Source organism: Enterobacter sp. 50793107 (genome assembly GCF_001463365.1).
Classification (GTDB): domain Bacteria; phylum Pseudomonadota; class Gammaproteobacteria; order Enterobacterales; family Enterobacteriaceae; genus Enterobacter; species Enterobacter cloacae.
Genome location: NZ_LNII01000002.1, coordinates 1 through 15,881, shown reverse-complemented (window position 1 = coordinate 15,881; position 15,881 = coordinate 1). Strand labels below are relative to the sequence as shown.

Genomic DNA, 15,881 nt, shown 5'->3' with positions numbered 1-15,881 from the left:
TCACGATGATAATGTTCTGATTAAATTGGAAAAATCTTCTTTTATGTCGTGGCTTTCTTCGCGTAACTGCTCAATCTTGCGACAAGCGTGCAGCACGGTCGTATGGTCACGGCCACCAAACGCATCGCCGATCTCCGGCAGACTGTGGTTGGTTAACTCCTTTGCCAGCGCCATCGCCATCTGACGCGGGCGCGCCACCGAGCGGGAACGACGTTTAGACAGTAAATCTGCCACTTTGATTTTGTAGTACTCGGCCACCGTCTTCTGAATGTTGTCGATAGTGACCAGTTTTTCCTGCAGTGCCAGCAGATCGCGCAGCGCTTCACGCACAAAATCGATGGTGATCGCGCGGCCGGTAAAGTTGGCATTGGCGATGACGCGGTTCAGCGCCCCTTCCAGCTCACGAACGTTGGAACGCAGACGCTTGGCAATAAAGAACGCCACTTCACCCGGCAGGCGAATGTCGTTCTCATCGGCTTTTTTCATCAGGATCGCGACGCGGGTTTCCAGTTCCGGCGGCTCGATCGCCACGGTCAGGCCCCAGCCGAAGCGGGATTTCAGACGATCTTCCACACCGTTGATCTCTTTTGGATAACGATCCGAGGTTAAAATGATCTGCTGGTTACCTTCTAGCAGCGCATTAAAGGTGTGGAAAAACTCCTCCTGCGATCGTTCTTTATTCGCAAAGAACTGAATGTCATCGATCAGCAGCGCATCAACAGAACGATAATAGCGTTTAAACTCTTCGATCGCATTGTTTTGCAGGGCCTTTACCATGTCCTGAACGAAGCGCTCGGAGTGCATATACACCACTTTCGCATTTGGCTTGCGCGCCATAATGCCGTTACCCACCGCGTGCAGAAGGTGCGTTTTACCCAGACCCGTGCCGCCATAGAGGAACAGCGGGTTATAGGCTCCACCGGGGTTGTCTGCCACCTGGCGAGCCGCCGCGCGTGCCAGCTGGTTCGATTTACCTTCCACGAAGTTATCGAAGGTGTGTTTGACGTTAACGTTAGAGCGGTAGGTCGGTTCTGCCGGGGCAGGCACATTATCCCAACCCGGACGTGCAGCAGGAGCAACGCGAGGAGCCGGAGCGGGTGCCGCCTGAGCAGGCGCTGCCACGTTTACGGTTTCGCGCACCGTCTGGGTAACCGGCTTTGTGCCCACTTCAAAGCGCAGCTGCGGGGCATCTGACCCGCAGAAATCATTCAGCAGTCCGTTGATGTTATTAAGGTACTTGTCCCTTACCCAATCGAGCACAAAACGGTTTGGCGCATACAAAGCCAGCGTGTTATCGCTCAGTTCCGCCTGCAACGGGCGGATCCACATACTGAATTCTGTGGCTGGTAACTCATCCTGCAATCGGGCAAGACACTGCTGCCAAAGCGAAAGTGACACGGCGGACTCCACTCGAACAATAAAAGAAAACTATTGAATATTCATGATTGTTGGCGCACATCGACATGACCCAATGAGGGGGATGTGCGAACCGCTATCTGCGGTTATACACGCCATCGTTGAAACAACCTGAACGATATTGTGTTTATGCCCGGCCAGGATCGCTGGATCCCGATCGGGACCGCGGATCATAGCCTAAACTGAGCCAGAGATCTTCTGTTTCTCACAGATTCTTCCCGATTTATCCACAGGAAGATCCGAAACCGGGTAAGTGTAAACGATCCTGGCGGGAGTGCCCCACGATTTAGCCCGCATATTGGAAAATTTAATGAGAACAGACAATTTTTTGCTTAAATGATCTAACGAAGATCCAGGACGATCCTTGCGCTTTGTTGATGAGACCGTATAATCCTCGACCCGGCGCGTGATGCTCTTCTTCCTGCGTCGTCCGTTGCTCATTTTCCACGCGAAATCGTGCGGAAATACGCGGGAAATAAGGAAAGAGAATTGACTCCGGAGTGTACAATTATTACAATCCGGCCTCTTTAATCACCCACGCTGAGGCGTTAGTCGTTCGAATCTCGTTCGGGTATACGCAAAAGTCAGTGAATTTATTCAAGTTTAGGTAGAAATCGCCATGAAACGCACTTTTCAACCGTCTGTACTGAAGCGCAACCGTTCTCACGGCTTCCGTGCTCGTATGGCTACTAAAAATGGTCGTCAGGTTCTGGCACGTCGTCGTGCTAAAGGCCGCGCTCGTCTGACCGTTTCCAAGTAATAAAGCTAACCCCTGAGTGGTTAAGCTAGCATTTCCCAGGGAGTTACGTTTGTTAACTCCCGCTCATTTCACTTTCGTCTTCCAGCAGCCACTACGGGCTGGCACGCCGCAAATCACCATCCTCGGCCGCCAAAATTCGCTGGGGCATCCCCGCATCGGTCTTACTGTCGCCAAGAAAAACGTTAAGCGTGCGCATGAACGCAACCGGATTAAACGTCTGACGCGTGAAAGCTTCCGTTTACGTCAGCACGAACTGCCTTCTATGGATTTCGTGGTGGTGGCGAAAAAAGGGGTTGCCGACCTCGATAACCGTGCTCTCTCGGAAGCGTTGGAAAAATTATGGCGCCGCCACTGTCGCCTGGCTCGCGGGTCCTGATAGCCCTCATTCGGGTCTATCAACGCCTGATTAGTCCGCTACTCGGGCCACACTGCCGTTTCACGCCAACATGCTCAAGCTACGGAATTGAGGCATTGCGCAGGTTTGGAGTGATAAAAGGCAGTTGGTTGACGGTGAAACGCGTATTAAAATGCCACCCTTTACACCCAGGTGGAGACGACCCCGTCCCCCCAGGACCCTTTGATACCAGAGAACACTAACGATGGATTCGCAACGCAATCTTCTTATCATCGCTTTGTTGTTCGTGTCTTTCATGATCTGGCAGGCATGGGAGCAGGATAAAAATCCTCAACCCCAGCAGCAGACCACGCAGACAACGAGCAGCCAGGGGAGTGCCGCCGACCAGGGCGTACCGGCCAGTGGCCAGGGGAAACAGATTACGGTTAAGACCGATGTGCTTGAGCTGACTATCAACACCCGTGGTGGTGATGTTGAGCAGGCGCTGCTGTTGACCTACCCGAAAGAGCTGAAGTCTACCGAGCCGTTCCAGTTACTGGAAACCACGCCAGAGTTTATCTACCAGGCGCAGAGCGGCCTGACCGGTCGTGATGGCCCGGATAACCCGGCTAACGGTGCGCGTCCACTGTACAACGTCGAAAACGACACCTTTGTACTGGCTGATGGCCAGAACGAACTCGTTATTCCGATGACCTACACCGACGCGGCAGGCAACACCTTCACTAAAACCTTCACCCTGAAACGCGGTGAATATGCAGTGAACGTGGGCTACAGCGTACAGAACGCCGGTGCGAAACCGCTTGAAGTATCGACCTTTGGTCAGCTGAAGCAGTCCATCAATCTGCCGTCTCACCGTGACACCGGAAGCAGCAACTTTGCGCTGCATACCTTCCGTGGCGCGGCATACTCCACGCCTGACGCGAAGTATGAGAAATACAAATTCGACACCATTGCCGATAACGAAAACCTGAACGTCAGCTCCAAAGGCGGTTGGGTGGCAATGTTGCAGCAGTATTTCGCAACGGCATGGATCCCAAATAACGACGGTACCAATAACTTCTACACCGCGAATCTGGGCAACGGTATTGCGGCTATCGGCTACAAATCTCAGCCGGTTCTGGTTCAGCCGGGTCAAACCGGTAAGCTGGCAAGCACCCTGTGGGTCGGCCCGGAAATCCAGGACAAAATGGCTGCTGTTGCACCGCACCTGGATCTGACCGTTGACTACGGCTGGTTGTGGTTCATCTCTCAGCCGCTGTTCAAGCTGCTGAAGTTCATCCACAGCTTCCTGGGTAACTGGGGCTTCTCCATCATCGTTATCACCTTCATCGTACGTGGCATCATGTACCCGCTGACCAAAGCGCAGTACACCTCCATGGCGAAGATGCGTATGCTGCAGCCGAAGATTCAGGCAATGCGCGAGCGTCTGGGCGATGACAAACAGCGTCAGAGCCAGGAGATGATGGCCCTGTATAAAGCAGAGAAAGTGAACCCGCTGGGTGGCTGCTTCCCGCTGCTGATTCAGATGCCAATCTTCCTTGCGCTGTACTACATGCTGATGGGTTCCGTTGAGCTGCGCCATGCGCCGTTCGCCCTGTGGATCCATGATCTGTCCGCACAGGACCCATACTACATCCTGCCGATCCTGATGGGCGTGACGATGTTCTTCATCCAGAAAATGTCTCCGACCACCGTGACCGACCCGATGCAGCAGAAGATCATGACCTTTATGCCGGTCATCTTCACCGTGTTCTTCCTGTGGTTCCCGTCAGGTCTGGTGCTGTACTATATCGTCAGCAACCTGGTGACCATCATCCAACAGCAGCTGATTTACCGTGGTCTGGAAAAACGTGGCCTGCACAGCCGCGAAAAGAAAAAGTCCTGATTCGGTAAGTTAACGCTAAAATAAGGGCGGTCGATTGACCGCCTTTTTTATTTGTATTGAACGAGAGCAACCATGAGCCATAACGACACTATCGTCGCCCAGGCAACCCCACCGGGACGCGGTGGTGTAGGCATTTTGCGTATCTCCGGCCTGAAGGCGCGCGAGGTCGCTGAAGCGGTGCTGGGTAAACTGCCAAAGCCGCGCTACGCTGATTATCTGCCGTTTAAAGACAGCGACGGTACCCCACTGGACCAGGGCATTGCGCTGTGGTTCCCCGGCCCGAACTCCTTTACCGGTGAAGACGTGCTGGAGCTGCAGGGTCACGGTGGCCCGGTCATCCTCGACCTGCTGTTAAAACGTATTCTGACTCTGCCGGGCCTGCGCATTGCGAAGCCGGGCGAGTTCTCCGAACGTGCCTTCCTCAACGACAAGCTCGACCTGGCGCAAGCCGAGGCGATTGCAGACCTGATCGACGCCAGCTCTGAACAGGCGGCCCGCTCCGCACTGAACTCGTTGCAGGGCGCGTTTTCCGCACGTGTAAATCACCTTGTGCAAGCACTTACTCACCTCAGGATCTACGTCGAAGCAGCGATTGACTTCCCGGATGAAGAAATCGACTTTCTCTCTGACGGTAAAATTGAAGCCCAGCTCAATGATGTGATGGCCGATCTCGATGCCGTTCGCGCCGAAGCGCGCCAGGGGAGCCTGCTGCGTGAAGGGATGAAGGTGGTCATCGCGGGTCGTCCAAACGCCGGGAAATCGAGCCTGCTGAACGCCCTCGCGGGCCGTGAGGCGGCGATCGTGACCGACATCGCCGGGACCACCCGCGACGTGCTGCGTGAGCATATTCACATCGATGGCATGCCGTTGCATATCATCGACACTGCGGGTCTGCGTGATGCCAGCGACGAAGTGGAGCGTATTGGTATCGAGCGCGCCTGGCAGGAGATTGAGCAGGCCGACCGTGTGCTGTTTATGGTGGATGGCACCACGACCGACGCCGTAGACCCGGCGGAGATCTGGCCGGACTTTATCGCCCGTCTGCCAGCTAAACTGCCGATCACCGTGGTGCGTAACAAAGCAGACGTCACCGGCGAAATGCTGGGCATCAGCGATGTGAATGGTCACTCACTTATCCGTCTGTCGGCCCGCACCGGCGAGGGCGTTGACGACCTGCGTAACCATCTCAAGCAGAGCATGGGCTTTGACACCAGCATGGAAGGCGGCTTCCTGGCGCGGCGTCGCCACCTGCAGGCGCTGGAAGAGGCGGCACGTCACCTCGAGCAGGGCAAAGCGCAGCTGATTGGCGCATGGGCGGGAGAATTGCTGGCGGAAGAGCTGCGCCTGGCGCAGCAGAATCTGAGTGAGATCACCGGGGAGTTTACGTCGGACGATCTGCTTGGGAGGATCTTCTCGAGCTTCTGTATTGGTAAGTGACTCCCGTTACTGAAGGGTGATTTCCCCCCAGGAAATCACCCTTGTCCAGTCGATTGCCGTACTCAAAGAGAGCCATCCGGCCGAAAGCTACTGAACCGTTTTTTATTAGCCGGTTATTGAACGCTACCCTGTGCGTGGCGGCGATTCTCACCTATGTAACCGTTTCCCCGGTGCTGCTGATGGAAACCATGGGTTTTAATCGCGAGCAGTATTCCACGATGGTCAGTATGGCGGTCTCGTTCTTGACGCCGTTTGCGCGCAATATGCTGATCGGGATTATGATTGGCTGTAGCATGCTCTGCATCCTTTTACTTATGGTCCTCCAGCCCTTCACGCAGATCTGGCATAAACGGAACAGCCATAATCCGAAAATCCTCTGGCTACGCGAGACCATCAAGGCGTTATAGGGTGTCAGCGATCCAATTTTCACCTAAGAAAATGTAAAGTTCGGTCCTCAGCCTTTTCTTACTATCATTTACTGATTAAAACAGGAGTTGAGTTAAGCGATAATGATGTAACCGTTTAACCGACTACGACCATTATCAAGGAGCGAAAAATGGCTACGCACTTTGCAAGAGGGATACTGACAGAAGGTCGTCTCGTATCGGCCAGAATTTCTTCAGCGTGTCACAGTGAAGCGCTCAAACTTCCTGAGCACCGTCGGTCGCGTTTTTTGGCGTCCCGGGCGCTTCTTGCTGAACTGCTGTTTATGCTGTACGGCACCAGTGAGCTGCCGGACATCATCATCCAACCTGAAGGTCGTCCGGTCTTTGCCGACCCGGAGCTGCCGCGTTTCTCCATTGCCTATACGGGCAATATTATTGGCGTAGCACTCACCACTGAAGGCGATTGCGGGCTGGATATGGAGCTTCAGCGCGCGACACGCGGTTTTCACGGCGCCAGCCCGCATGATGATTACCCGCTCTCCAGCAATGAACAGCTGTGGGTGCGCAACCAGAACGATCCCACTGAAGCCCGGGCTCAGCTTATCACCTTGCGTCAGAGCATTCGTAAGCTCTGTGGCTGCGCGTCAGACGATGCCAGTCAGCTGCAACTCCTGCCGGGCTCCGGACGCCTGCGCTCCACGCAAGCCGCGCTGGTAGAAGCGCTCAGCGATGTTGAGGATGTACTGATCTGGTCTGTAGCAGTCACACCTGCCATTGAACGGCTGAAAATCTGGGAATTTGACAGTAAACAGGGATGGAGTAGCCTTCCGGATGTGCCCGAACGTGCCAACGAGCCCGCCGCGCGCCTGATGAGATTAACCAGTTTACCGGCAGAAAAAGCATATACCCTTAGCTGATCCGTTCAGGGTCATCATGATGAAACAGGAGTAATCATGTCTGAAACGTTGAAAGTCGTTACATTACTGGGAAGCCTGCGCAAAGGTTCATTTAACGGGATGGTTGCCCGTACGTTGCCACAGTTGGCTCCGGCGGGTATGGAGATTAGCGCCCTGCCGTCCATTGGTGACATTCCCCTTTACGATGCGGACGTGCAGCAGGAAGAAGGCTTTCCGCAGAGCGTCGAAGCGCTGGCCGAGCAGATTCGCCAGGCTGACGGGGTGGTGATTGTGACGCCAGAGTATAACTACTCGGTTCCGGGTGGTCTGAAAAACGCAATTGACTGGCTATCCCGCCTGCCGGAGCAGCCGCTTTCCGGTAAGCCGGTGCTGATTCAGACCAGTTCAATGGGTGCCATTGGCGGTGCGCGCTGCCAGTATCATCTGCGCCAGATCCTGGTATTCCTGGATGCAATGGTCATGAACAAGCCGGAATTTATGGGTGGAGTGATTCAGAATAAGGTCGACCCGCAGACGGGTGAAGTGGTGGACCAGAGCACGCGTGACCATCTCTCTGGCCAGTTGACGGCGTTTGGGGATTATATCAAGAGGGTGAAGGCTTAAGTGAGGTGCGGGCTGATGCCCTCACCCCAGCCCTCTCCCACGGGAGAGGGTGCAAACATGTTTATTTGGCGTCGATAAACACAATCTTCAGCACAAACAGCAGCGCCACAATGATGACGCACGGGCTGAGGTCGCGGAAACGACCGGTGCCAATCTTCATCACGCAGTAAGAGATAAAGCCCAGCGCGATACCTTCAGTAATAGAGAAACTGAACGGCATCATTACCGCGGTAATAAACGCCGGTACCGCTTCGGTTAAATCATCCCACTTCACGCGCGACAGGCTGGAGGTCATCAGTACCCCCACGTAAATCAGCGCACCGGCAGCCGCATACGGTGGAACCATGCCAGCCAGTGGAGAAAGGAAGATCACCAGCAGGAACAGAATACCCACCACCACCGCGGTCAGACCGGTACGGCCCCCTACGGAGACACCGGAAGAGGACTCAATATAAGCGGTAACAGAAGAGGTCCCGATAAAAGCACCGCTGACAGAGGAGATGCTGTCCACAAACAGCGCCTGCTTCATGCGCGGGAATTTACCCTTCTCATCCGCCAGGCCCGCTTTGTCGGTCACGCCGATCAGCGTGCCGGAGGAGTCAAACAGGTTCACCAGCATAAAGGAGAAAATCACCCCCGCCAGACCCAGATTCAGGGAACCCGCCAGATCAACATGACCAATAACGGTAGAGACGCTCGGTGGTGCGGAGACAATGCCGTTATAGTGAACGTCACCCAGCATCCAGCCCAGCAGGGTGGTCACTACGATGGACACCAGCACCGCCGCATGAATATTGCGGGAAGCGAGGATCGCGATGATAAAGAAGCCCAGCACGCCCAGCAGCACGTTATGGGAGGTCAGGTGACCGATGCTGACCAGCGTCTCCGGGTTAGCGACGATAACACCGGCATTTTTCAGCCCCATCATACCGATGAACAGACCGATACCGCTGGTGATACCCACGCGCAGGCTGACAGGAATGTTAGCAATCATCCAGTAACGCACGCGGAAAATAGTCAGCAGCAGCAGACCAACCGCGCCCCAGAAGATAGCGCCCATGCCGACTTGCCACGGCAGCCCCATCGCCTGAACTACTACGAACGCAAAGAATGCGTTAAGACCCATCGCCGGAGCCAGCGCAACCGGCAGGTTAGCGAATACGCCCATCAGAATGCTGCCAAGTGCAGCGATCAGGCAGGTTGTCACGAAGACGGCGCTGGTATCCATGCCAGCAACGCCCAGAATTTGTGGGTTAACAAAAACGATATAGACCATCGTCAGGAAGGTAGTAAAACCGGCGATCACTTCGGTGCGTGCCGTTGTGCCGTGCTCGCGCAGTTTAAACACGCGCTCAAGCAGACCCTGACCCGATGTCTGGGTTGTGTGTTGTTGACTCATCATCAATTTCCGAACAAGGAGGGAAAATTCGTCGCTATCCTATACCAAAATGCGACAATAGTGGCGGTTACGAGATACTTTTTTCATTGATTTTGCTTATACGGCAACGATTGCGTCTCGTTGAACTGCAGTACGTAAACGTTAAACTTGTAAAAAGGGAAAGGCATGTCCGGAATTGAAGCGGTATTTTTCGACTGCGACGGTACGCTGGTCGACAGTGAGGTCATTTGTTCCCGCGCGTATGTCGCCATGTTCCAGGAATTTGGTATTACGCTCAATCTCGACGAGGTGTTCAAACGCTTTAAGGGCGTGAAGCTGTACGAGATCATCGACATCATTAACGCCGAACACGGTGTGGATCTGGCGAAAACGGATCTGGAACCGGTGTACCGCGCCGAGGTCGCACGCCTGTTCGATTCTGAGCTGGAGGTCATTGCTGGCGCAAACGCGCTGCTGGATGCCATGACGGTACCGATCTGCGTGGTGTCTAACGGACCGGTCAGCAAAATGCAGCACTCGCTGGGTAAGCTTGAGATGCTGCACCACTTCCCGGAAAAACTGTTCAGCGGCTACGATATTCAACGCTGGAAGCCAGATCCTGCGCTGATGTTCCATGCGGCAAACGCAATGAACGTCAACGTAGAGAACTGTATTCTGGTGGATGACTCGTCCGCGGGCGCGCAGTCGGGCATTGATGCAGGAATGGAAGTGTTTTATTTCTGTGCCGACCCGCACAACAAGCCGATCGATCATCCAAAAGTGACGACCTTTACCGATCTGGCGCAGTTGCCGGAATTGTGGAAGGCGCGCGGGTGGAATATTACACGATAGGTTTTTGTAGGCCCGGTAAGCGCAGCGCCACCGGGCATTTTAACCACTGATTACTCTTTCGGATCTTTACCCGCCAGCAGTTTGTCCAGTTCGTCGCCGCCCACGTGACGGAAGTCCTGACCTTTCACGAAGTAGAAAATGTATTCGCAAATGTTCTGGCAGCGGTCGCCGATACGCTCGATAGAGCGCGCGCAGAACAGGGCGGTCAGTACGCTTGGGATCGTACGTGAATCTTCCATCATGTAGGTCATCAGCTGGCGCACAATGCCTTCATACTCCTGGTCGACTTTCTTGTCTTCACGGTAGATACGTACCGCTTCATCCAGATCCATACGCGCAAAGGCATCCAGCACGTCGTGCAGCATCTGCACCGTGTGGCGGCCCAGCGACTCCAGGCTTACCAGCAGCGGCTGATGCTGCTGAGAGAATTTCTCCAGCGCGGTGCGGCAGATTTTATCCGCAACGTCACCGATACGTTCCAGCTCGGCGATGGTTTTGATGATGGCCATCACCAGACGCAGGTCGCTCGCCGTCGGCTGACGCTTGGCGATGATGCGCACACACGCTTCGTCAATCGCCACTTCCATCATGTTGACGTTTTTATCGCCTTCGATAACGCGCTTCGCCAGTTCGCTGTCCTGGTTGTGCATCGCCGTGATCGCATCAGAAAGCTGTTGCTCGACCATGCCACCCATGGTCATGACCTGAGTGCGAATACTTTCCAGCTCTGCGTTGAACTGGCCGGAAATGTGTTTATTAAGATTGAGATTGTCCATAGCGCGCTCCTGAATCAACCGTAACGACCGGTGATATAGTCTTCTGTTTGCTTTTTAGCGGGCTTGGTGAACAGATCGTCCGTGTTACTGAACTCAATCAACTCGCCCAGGTACATAAATGCCGTGTGGTCGGAGCAACGCGCAGCCTGCTGCATGTTGTGGGTCACGATAACCACGGTGTAATCCTGCTTCAGCTCGGTGATCAGCTCTTCGATACGACCGGTTGAGATCGGGTCCAGCGCTGAACACGGCTCATCCAGCAGCAACACTTCCGGGCGGATCGCGATTCCACGCGCAATGCACAGACGCTGCTGCTGCCCGCCGGAGAGAGAGTAACCGCTCTGGTGCAACTTATCTTTGGTTTCGTTCCATAATGCGGCCTTGGTCAAGGCCCACTGCACGCGCTCGTCCATATCGGCACGGGAGAGCTTTTCAAAAAGGCGTACACCAAACGCGATGTTGTCGTATATCGACATCGGGAACGGCGTCGGTTTCTGGAAAACCATGCCCACTTTGGCGCGCAGCAGGGCGATATCCTGAGCCTGGGTCAGAATGTTTTCACCGTCCAGGATGATTTCGCCTTCGGCACGCTGCTCTGGATAGAGCGAGTACATTTTGTTAAAGGTGCGCAGCAGCGTGGATTTACCACAGCCGGACGGACCGATGAATGCCGTTACCTGGTTCTTCGCGATATCCAGGTTGATATTCTTCAGGGCATGGAATTTGCCGTAGTAGAAGTTCAAATCACGAACCTGAATCTTACCCGGGGCAGTATCAACCATACTCATTGACTCATTTCCTCATTCGGCGCCGCGAGCTGCCGCGCCGTAAAAAATTAACCGTGTTTCTTCTTCGCGAAAATGACGCGCGCCAGAATGTTCAGCAACAATACGCAAAGGGTGATGATCAGCACCCCGGCCCAGGCCAGCTGCTGCCATTCCGCGAATGGGCTCATCGCAAATTTAAAGATCGTCACCGGCAGGTTGGCGATCGGCTGCATCATGTCCGTGCTCCAGAACTGGTTGGAGAGGGCGGTAAACAGCAGCGGTGCCGTTTCACCCGCGATACGGGCAATGGCCAGCAGAATACCGGTCATGATCCCGGAAACAGAGGCTTTAAGCGTAATCGCGGAGATCATTTTCCACTTTGGTGTACCCAGCGCATACGCCGCTTCACGCAGACTGTCCGGCACCAGTTTGAGCATGTTCTCGGTAGTACGAATGACGATAGGCACCTGCAGCAGCGCCAGCGCAATCACACCCGCCCAGCCGGAGAAGTGTTCCATTTGTGCCACAACAATGGTGTAAACAAACAGACCCACCACAATAGACGGCGCAGAGAGCAGAATGTCGTTAATGAAACGAATCACTTCTGCGAGCCAGGATTTACGGCCATATTCCGCCAGATAGATACCCGCCATGATGCCAAGCGGCGTACCGAATACCGTCGCCCACAGGATCAGCAATCCGCTGCCTGCCAGGGCGTTCGCCAGTCCACCACCCGCCGTGTTCGGCGGAGGCGTCATTTCGGTGAACAGCGCCAGAGACATGCCGTCGATACCGCGAACCACGGTAGAGAAGAGGATCCAGATCAGCCAGAACAGACCGAATGCCATCGTTGCCATCGAGAGCGTCAGCGCGATACGGTTTTTGAAACGACGCTTCGCCTGCATTTTGCGGCGGGATTCCGCAAGCTGAGCAGTGCTTTGCATTTCGAGAGTTGCCATTAGCGTGCCCCCTCATTTTTCGCGAGACGCAGGATCATCAGCTTGGAGATCGCCAGTACGATGAAGGTAATCACGAACAGGATCAGACCCAGCTCCATCAGCGCCGCCACGTGCAGCCCGGATTCCGCTTCGGCGAATTCGTTCGCCAGTGCGGAGGTAATACTGTTACCCGGCATATAGAGCGAGGCACTGTCGAGCTGGTAGGTGTTACCGATGATAAAGGTCACCGCCATGGTCTCACCCAACGCACGCCCTAAGCCCAGCATCACGCCCCCAATCACCCCATTTTTGGTGAACGGAAGAACGATACGCCAGATCACTTCCCAGGTGGTGCAGCCAATGCCGTAAGCCGACTCTTTCATCATCACCGGGGTTTGTTCGAACACATCGCGCATAACTGCCGCAATGTACGGAATAATCATGATGGCGAGGATCACACCAGCCGCCAGAATACCGATACCGAATGCCGGGCCGGAGAACAGCGCCCCCACAAACGGAATAGCGGAAAGAACATTACCCACCGGCTCCTGGAAATACGTGGCAAACAGTGGCGCAAAGATAAACAGACCCCACATGCCGTACACGATACTTGGAATGGCCGCCAGCAGTTCAATGGCGATACCCAGCGGGCGTCGCAGCCAGCCCGGTGCCAGTTCCGTCAGGAACAGGGCGATACCAAAGCTTACCGGAACTGCAATCAGCAGGGCGATGAACGAGGTGACCAGCGTGCCGTAAATCGGCACCAGCGCACCGTAGATATCATTCGGCGCGTCCCACTCTTTGGTCCACAGGAAGGAGAAACCGAATTTCTGAATGCTCGGCCAGGAGGAGAAAATCAGAGACACGATAATGCCGCCCAGCAGCAATAGCACAATCAGCGCAGCCAGTTTCACCAGCGCGCTGAAAATCATGTCACCTTTTTTACCCGGAGGGTTAAATGCAGGCTTGGTTGCAGCCATAAATTACTCTTCTGTTTGAGACGTTTTACGAATATGCCCGGTGGCGCTACGCTTACCGGGCCTACAGCGTTAACCGTAGGGCGGGTAAGCGTAGCGCCACCCGCCATCTTCGTTAAATATATCCTGTTAGTACAGCGCTTTACCGCTGCTGTCTTTCACGTTGGTTTTCCATGCAGCACGAATCTGCTCAACCACGCTGTCTGGCAGGCTGGCATAATCCAGGTCATTAGCCTGTTTGCCGCCGTTTTTGTATGCCCAGTCGAAGAACTTCAGCACTTCTGCACCCTGCTCAGGTTTCTTCTGCTCTTTGTGAACCAGAATGAAGGTGGTAGAGGTGATTGGCCACGCGTCTTCACCTTTCTGATTAGTCAGGTCCTGAGCGAAGGATTTGCTCCAGTCAGCGCCTTTTGCAGCGTTGGCAAAGTTCTCTTCAGTCGGGCTGACAGGTTTGCCATCAGCAGAAACCAGTTTGGTGTAGGACAGGTTGTTCTGCTTGGCGTACGCATATTCTACGTAACCGATAGAGCCCGGCAGACGCTGTACGAACGCGGCGATACCGTCGTTCCCTTTACCGCCCAGACCGGTTGGCCAGTTAACGGTAGAGCCGGAACCGACTTTAGATTTCCACTCTTCGTTCACCTTCGCCAGGTAGCTGGTGAAGACGAAAGAGGTACCAGAACCATCCGCGCGGCGAACCACGGCGATGTTCTGAGAAGGCAGCTTCAGGCCAGGGTTGAGCTTAGCGATGGCTTCGTCATCCCATTTTTTGATTTTGCCCAGGTAGATATCACCCAGGGTTTTGCCGTCCAGCACCAGCTCACCCGACTTCACGCCCGGCAGGTTGATCGCCAGAACTACACCACCGATTACGGTCGGGAACTGGAACAGGCCTTCCTGAGCCAGTTTGTCATCAGACAGCGGAGCGTCGGATGCGCCGAAATCAACGGTGTTTGCGGTAATTTGTTTCACGCCACCGGAGGAGCCGATACCCTGATAGTTAACCTTGTTACCGGTTTCTTTCTGGTAGGTATCCGCCCATTTGGCATACACCGGCGCAGGGAAGGTTGCACCAGCGCCAGTCAGGCTTGCTTCTGCGAATACAGAGAAAGCGCTCAGAGATAAGGTCGCGGCGACAACAGTTGCGACAGTGGTACGCATAACTTTCATAATGTCTCCTGCAAGGATTTCGTAAATCATTGTTTAAGTGGCTACGATGAGCAAAATAGGACAAACAGGTGACAGATAAATGTACGAATTATGACAGTTTTATGACAATGGAAATTTAGCTTAAAAACCAGCGAAAGATTCCTGATTTATCATCATGTTAGCCACAATCATGACAACAACTTTTCAGAAATATTTTCTTTATGTGACACTGAAAAAAGTAGCTGAAGATGACAGATTGTCATAAATAAAAACGCGAATGCGTTGATTAAAAACAAACCAGGCAGGGTAAAAAAGCTCCACCCGTGTGGGCGGACAAAATAGTTGGGAACTGGGAGGGGTGGAAATGGAGTTTTTAAGGATTATTTAGGGAAGAGTGACAAAATAGATGGGAACTGGGTGTAGCGTCGTAAGCTAATACGAAAATTAAAAATGACAAAATAGTTTGGAACTAGATTTCACTTATCTGGTTAACTAATCTAGCTAACCTGCCGCTCAGCTTAGTACGATCCTATATCCAACTGATCATAATCCTTTCATCAGTATCCCAAATTAAATCCCCCTCCTAGACTGCCTCACCAACACTTTACAGTGATCCCGTATTTCCGGACAGGTGATTGATTTTTTTCGCTTGTACAGGTGTTAAGCCACAGTTATCTTGATGTGGACATTATGCATTGTAATAGCCCATTAACATGCGCTAAGAGCATAAATTAATATACAGTAACAAGCATTACGAGGTGCTAATGTTTGGAAAGCAGCCTCTTCCAACTACAATAATAAGTTAACTATCCTCCACCCACAAATAATTACAAATGACCCCTTTCCGCTATAACTCCGATCTCACCAGCGGCTCGCTACAAACCCGAGAGTGTCGCATTATTACTGGCTTGTTACTCCAAGAGCTTGATGAAGCTGCCTGGGATAAAGCCATGTATAAGGAAAATGTGCTTCAGAAACGCACGCAATCTACGGTAAGACGTATTTCTTCAGCGCTTAGAAAACGCCTAGAACACCTAAGCTCTGACTTTTGGGCTTTTGCGTTTTTATGTTAGGCATTGTCTGGCAACTGGAGGAAGTGTAATGACCATGAATGGTCACTGTGATTGACAGTATCTTGCTTAAACTTATCTGAACAATTGAATCGCCACGCGTTTAACAGACACCTCAGAGTCATTTAAGATGACTTAAAGAGAGGTGCCCATGAGCGGTAAGCGTTATCCTGAAGAGTTTAAAACTGAAGCAGTCAAACAGGTTGTTGATCGCG

General features: G+C 53.4%; 16 protein-coding genes and 1 pseudogene. 10 read left to right on the top strand and 7 right to left on the bottom strand.

The features are described from left to right. A complete protein-coding gene (gene dnaA, locus APU11_RS00130; RefSeq protein WP_014830027.1) occupies positions 1 to 1,398 on the bottom strand; it encodes a chromosomal replication initiator protein DnaA in 1,398 nt (465 codons plus the stop codon). Between the two features lie 637 nt (positions 1,399 to 2,035). On the opposite strand from dnaA, the gene rpmH reads away from it, so the two are divergent. From rpmH to APU11_RS00095, 8 genes and pseudogenes are all read left to right on the top strand, one after another. Then, entirely contained in the window at positions 2,036 to 2,176 is a 141-nt protein-coding gene (gene rpmH / locus APU11_RS00125) for a 50S ribosomal protein L34 (RefSeq protein ID WP_000831330.1), read from the top strand. A 16-nt stretch (positions 2,177 to 2,192) separates the two neighbouring features. Next, positions 2,193 to 2,552, top strand: a complete 360-nt coding sequence (gene rnpA, locus APU11_RS00120) for a ribonuclease P protein component (protein ID WP_028028049.1) — start codon at positions 2,193 to 2,195, stop codon at positions 2,550 to 2,552. Continuing rightward, the gene (gene yidD / locus APU11_RS26220; RefSeq protein WP_001307474.1) at positions 2,516 to 2,773 is read left to right on the top strand and encodes a membrane protein insertion efficiency factor YidD; all 258 of its coding nucleotides are present in this window, start codon (positions 2,516 to 2,518) and stop codon (positions 2,771 to 2,773) included. The genes rnpA and yidD overlap by 37 nt, the downstream gene beginning before the upstream one ends. A 2-nt stretch (positions 2,774 to 2,775) precedes the next feature. Further along, the gene (gene yidC, locus APU11_RS00115; RefSeq protein ID WP_020685445.1) at positions 2,776 to 4,416 is read left to right on the top strand and encodes a membrane protein insertase YidC; all 1,641 of its coding nucleotides are present in this window, start codon (positions 2,776 to 2,778) and stop codon (positions 4,414 to 4,416) included. Between the two features lie 72 nt (positions 4,417 to 4,488). Next, entirely contained in the window at positions 4,489 to 5,853 is a 1,365-nt protein-coding gene (gene mnmE / locus APU11_RS00110; protein ID WP_058650550.1) for a tRNA uridine-5-carboxymethylaminomethyl(34) synthesis GTPase MnmE, read from the top strand. A 101-nt stretch (positions 5,854 to 5,954) separates the two neighbouring features. Beyond that, positions 5,955 to 6,260 (top strand): annotated as a pseudogene (locus APU11_RS00105) (hypothetical protein); the annotation flags it as partial. Positions 6,261 to 6,409: 149 nt separating this feature from the next. Then, positions 6,410 to 7,156: a hypothetical protein gene (locus tag APU11_RS00100; protein ID WP_013099416.1), complete on the top strand. Its 747-nt coding sequence runs from the start codon at positions 6,410 to 6,412 to the stop codon at positions 7,154 to 7,156. A gap of 36 nt (positions 7,157 to 7,192) precedes the next feature. Then, entirely contained in the window at positions 7,193 to 7,759 is a 567-nt protein-coding gene (locus APU11_RS00095; protein ID WP_013099415.1) for an NADPH-dependent FMN reductase, read from the top strand. A 61-nt stretch (positions 7,760 to 7,820) separates the two neighbouring features. Here the strand turns inward: APU11_RS00095 and adeP are convergent, their stop codons facing one another. After that, entirely contained in the window at positions 7,821 to 9,158 is a 1,338-nt protein-coding gene (gene adeP / locus APU11_RS00090) for an adenine permease AdeP (protein WP_023621401.1), read from the bottom strand. Positions 9,159 to 9,323: 165 nt separating this feature from the next. On the opposite strand from adeP, the gene yieH reads away from it, so the two are divergent. Then, the gene (gene yieH, locus APU11_RS00085; RefSeq protein ID WP_038982282.1) at positions 9,324 to 9,989 is read left to right on the top strand and encodes a 6-phosphogluconate phosphatase; all 666 of its coding nucleotides are present in this window, start codon (positions 9,324 to 9,326) and stop codon (positions 9,987 to 9,989) included. A gap of 50 nt (positions 9,990 to 10,039) precedes the next feature. On the opposite strand, the gene phoU is transcribed toward yieH, so the two are convergent. From phoU to pstS, 5 genes are all read right to left on the bottom strand, one after another. Continuing rightward, entirely contained in the window at positions 10,040 to 10,765 is a 726-nt protein-coding gene (phoU, locus tag APU11_RS00080) for a phosphate signaling complex protein PhoU (protein WP_008500182.1), read from the bottom strand. A gap of 14 nt (positions 10,766 to 10,779) precedes the next feature. After that, positions 10,780 to 11,553: a phosphate ABC transporter ATP-binding protein PstB gene (gene pstB / locus APU11_RS00075; RefSeq protein ID WP_008500183.1), complete on the bottom strand. Its 774-nt coding sequence runs from the start codon at positions 11,551 to 11,553 to the stop codon at positions 10,780 to 10,782. A 47-nt stretch (positions 11,554 to 11,600) separates the two neighbouring features. Beyond that, positions 11,601 to 12,491, bottom strand: coding sequence for a phosphate ABC transporter permease PstA (gene pstA / locus APU11_RS00070; protein ID WP_020690249.1), 891 nt, complete (start codon positions 12,489 to 12,491; stop codon positions 11,601 to 11,603). Beyond that, complete coding sequence (pstC, locus tag APU11_RS00065; protein ID WP_013099411.1) at positions 12,491 to 13,450, bottom strand: phosphate ABC transporter permease PstC; 960 nt, start codon at positions 13,448 to 13,450, stop codon at positions 12,491 to 12,493. The genes pstA and pstC overlap by 1 nt, the downstream gene beginning before the upstream one ends. A 126-nt stretch (positions 13,451 to 13,576) precedes the next feature. Further along, positions 13,577 to 14,617, bottom strand: coding sequence for a phosphate ABC transporter substrate-binding protein PstS (pstS, locus tag APU11_RS00060; protein ID WP_013099410.1), 1,041 nt, complete (start codon positions 14,615 to 14,617; stop codon positions 13,577 to 13,579). Between the two features lie 812 nt (positions 14,618 to 15,429). Here pstS and APU11_RS26215 point away from each other — a divergent pair. Next, entirely contained in the window at positions 15,430 to 15,669 is a 240-nt protein-coding gene (locus APU11_RS26215) for a BrxA family protein (protein WP_001353740.1), read from the top strand. The last annotated feature ends 212 nt before the right edge of the window (positions 15,670 to 15,881 follow it).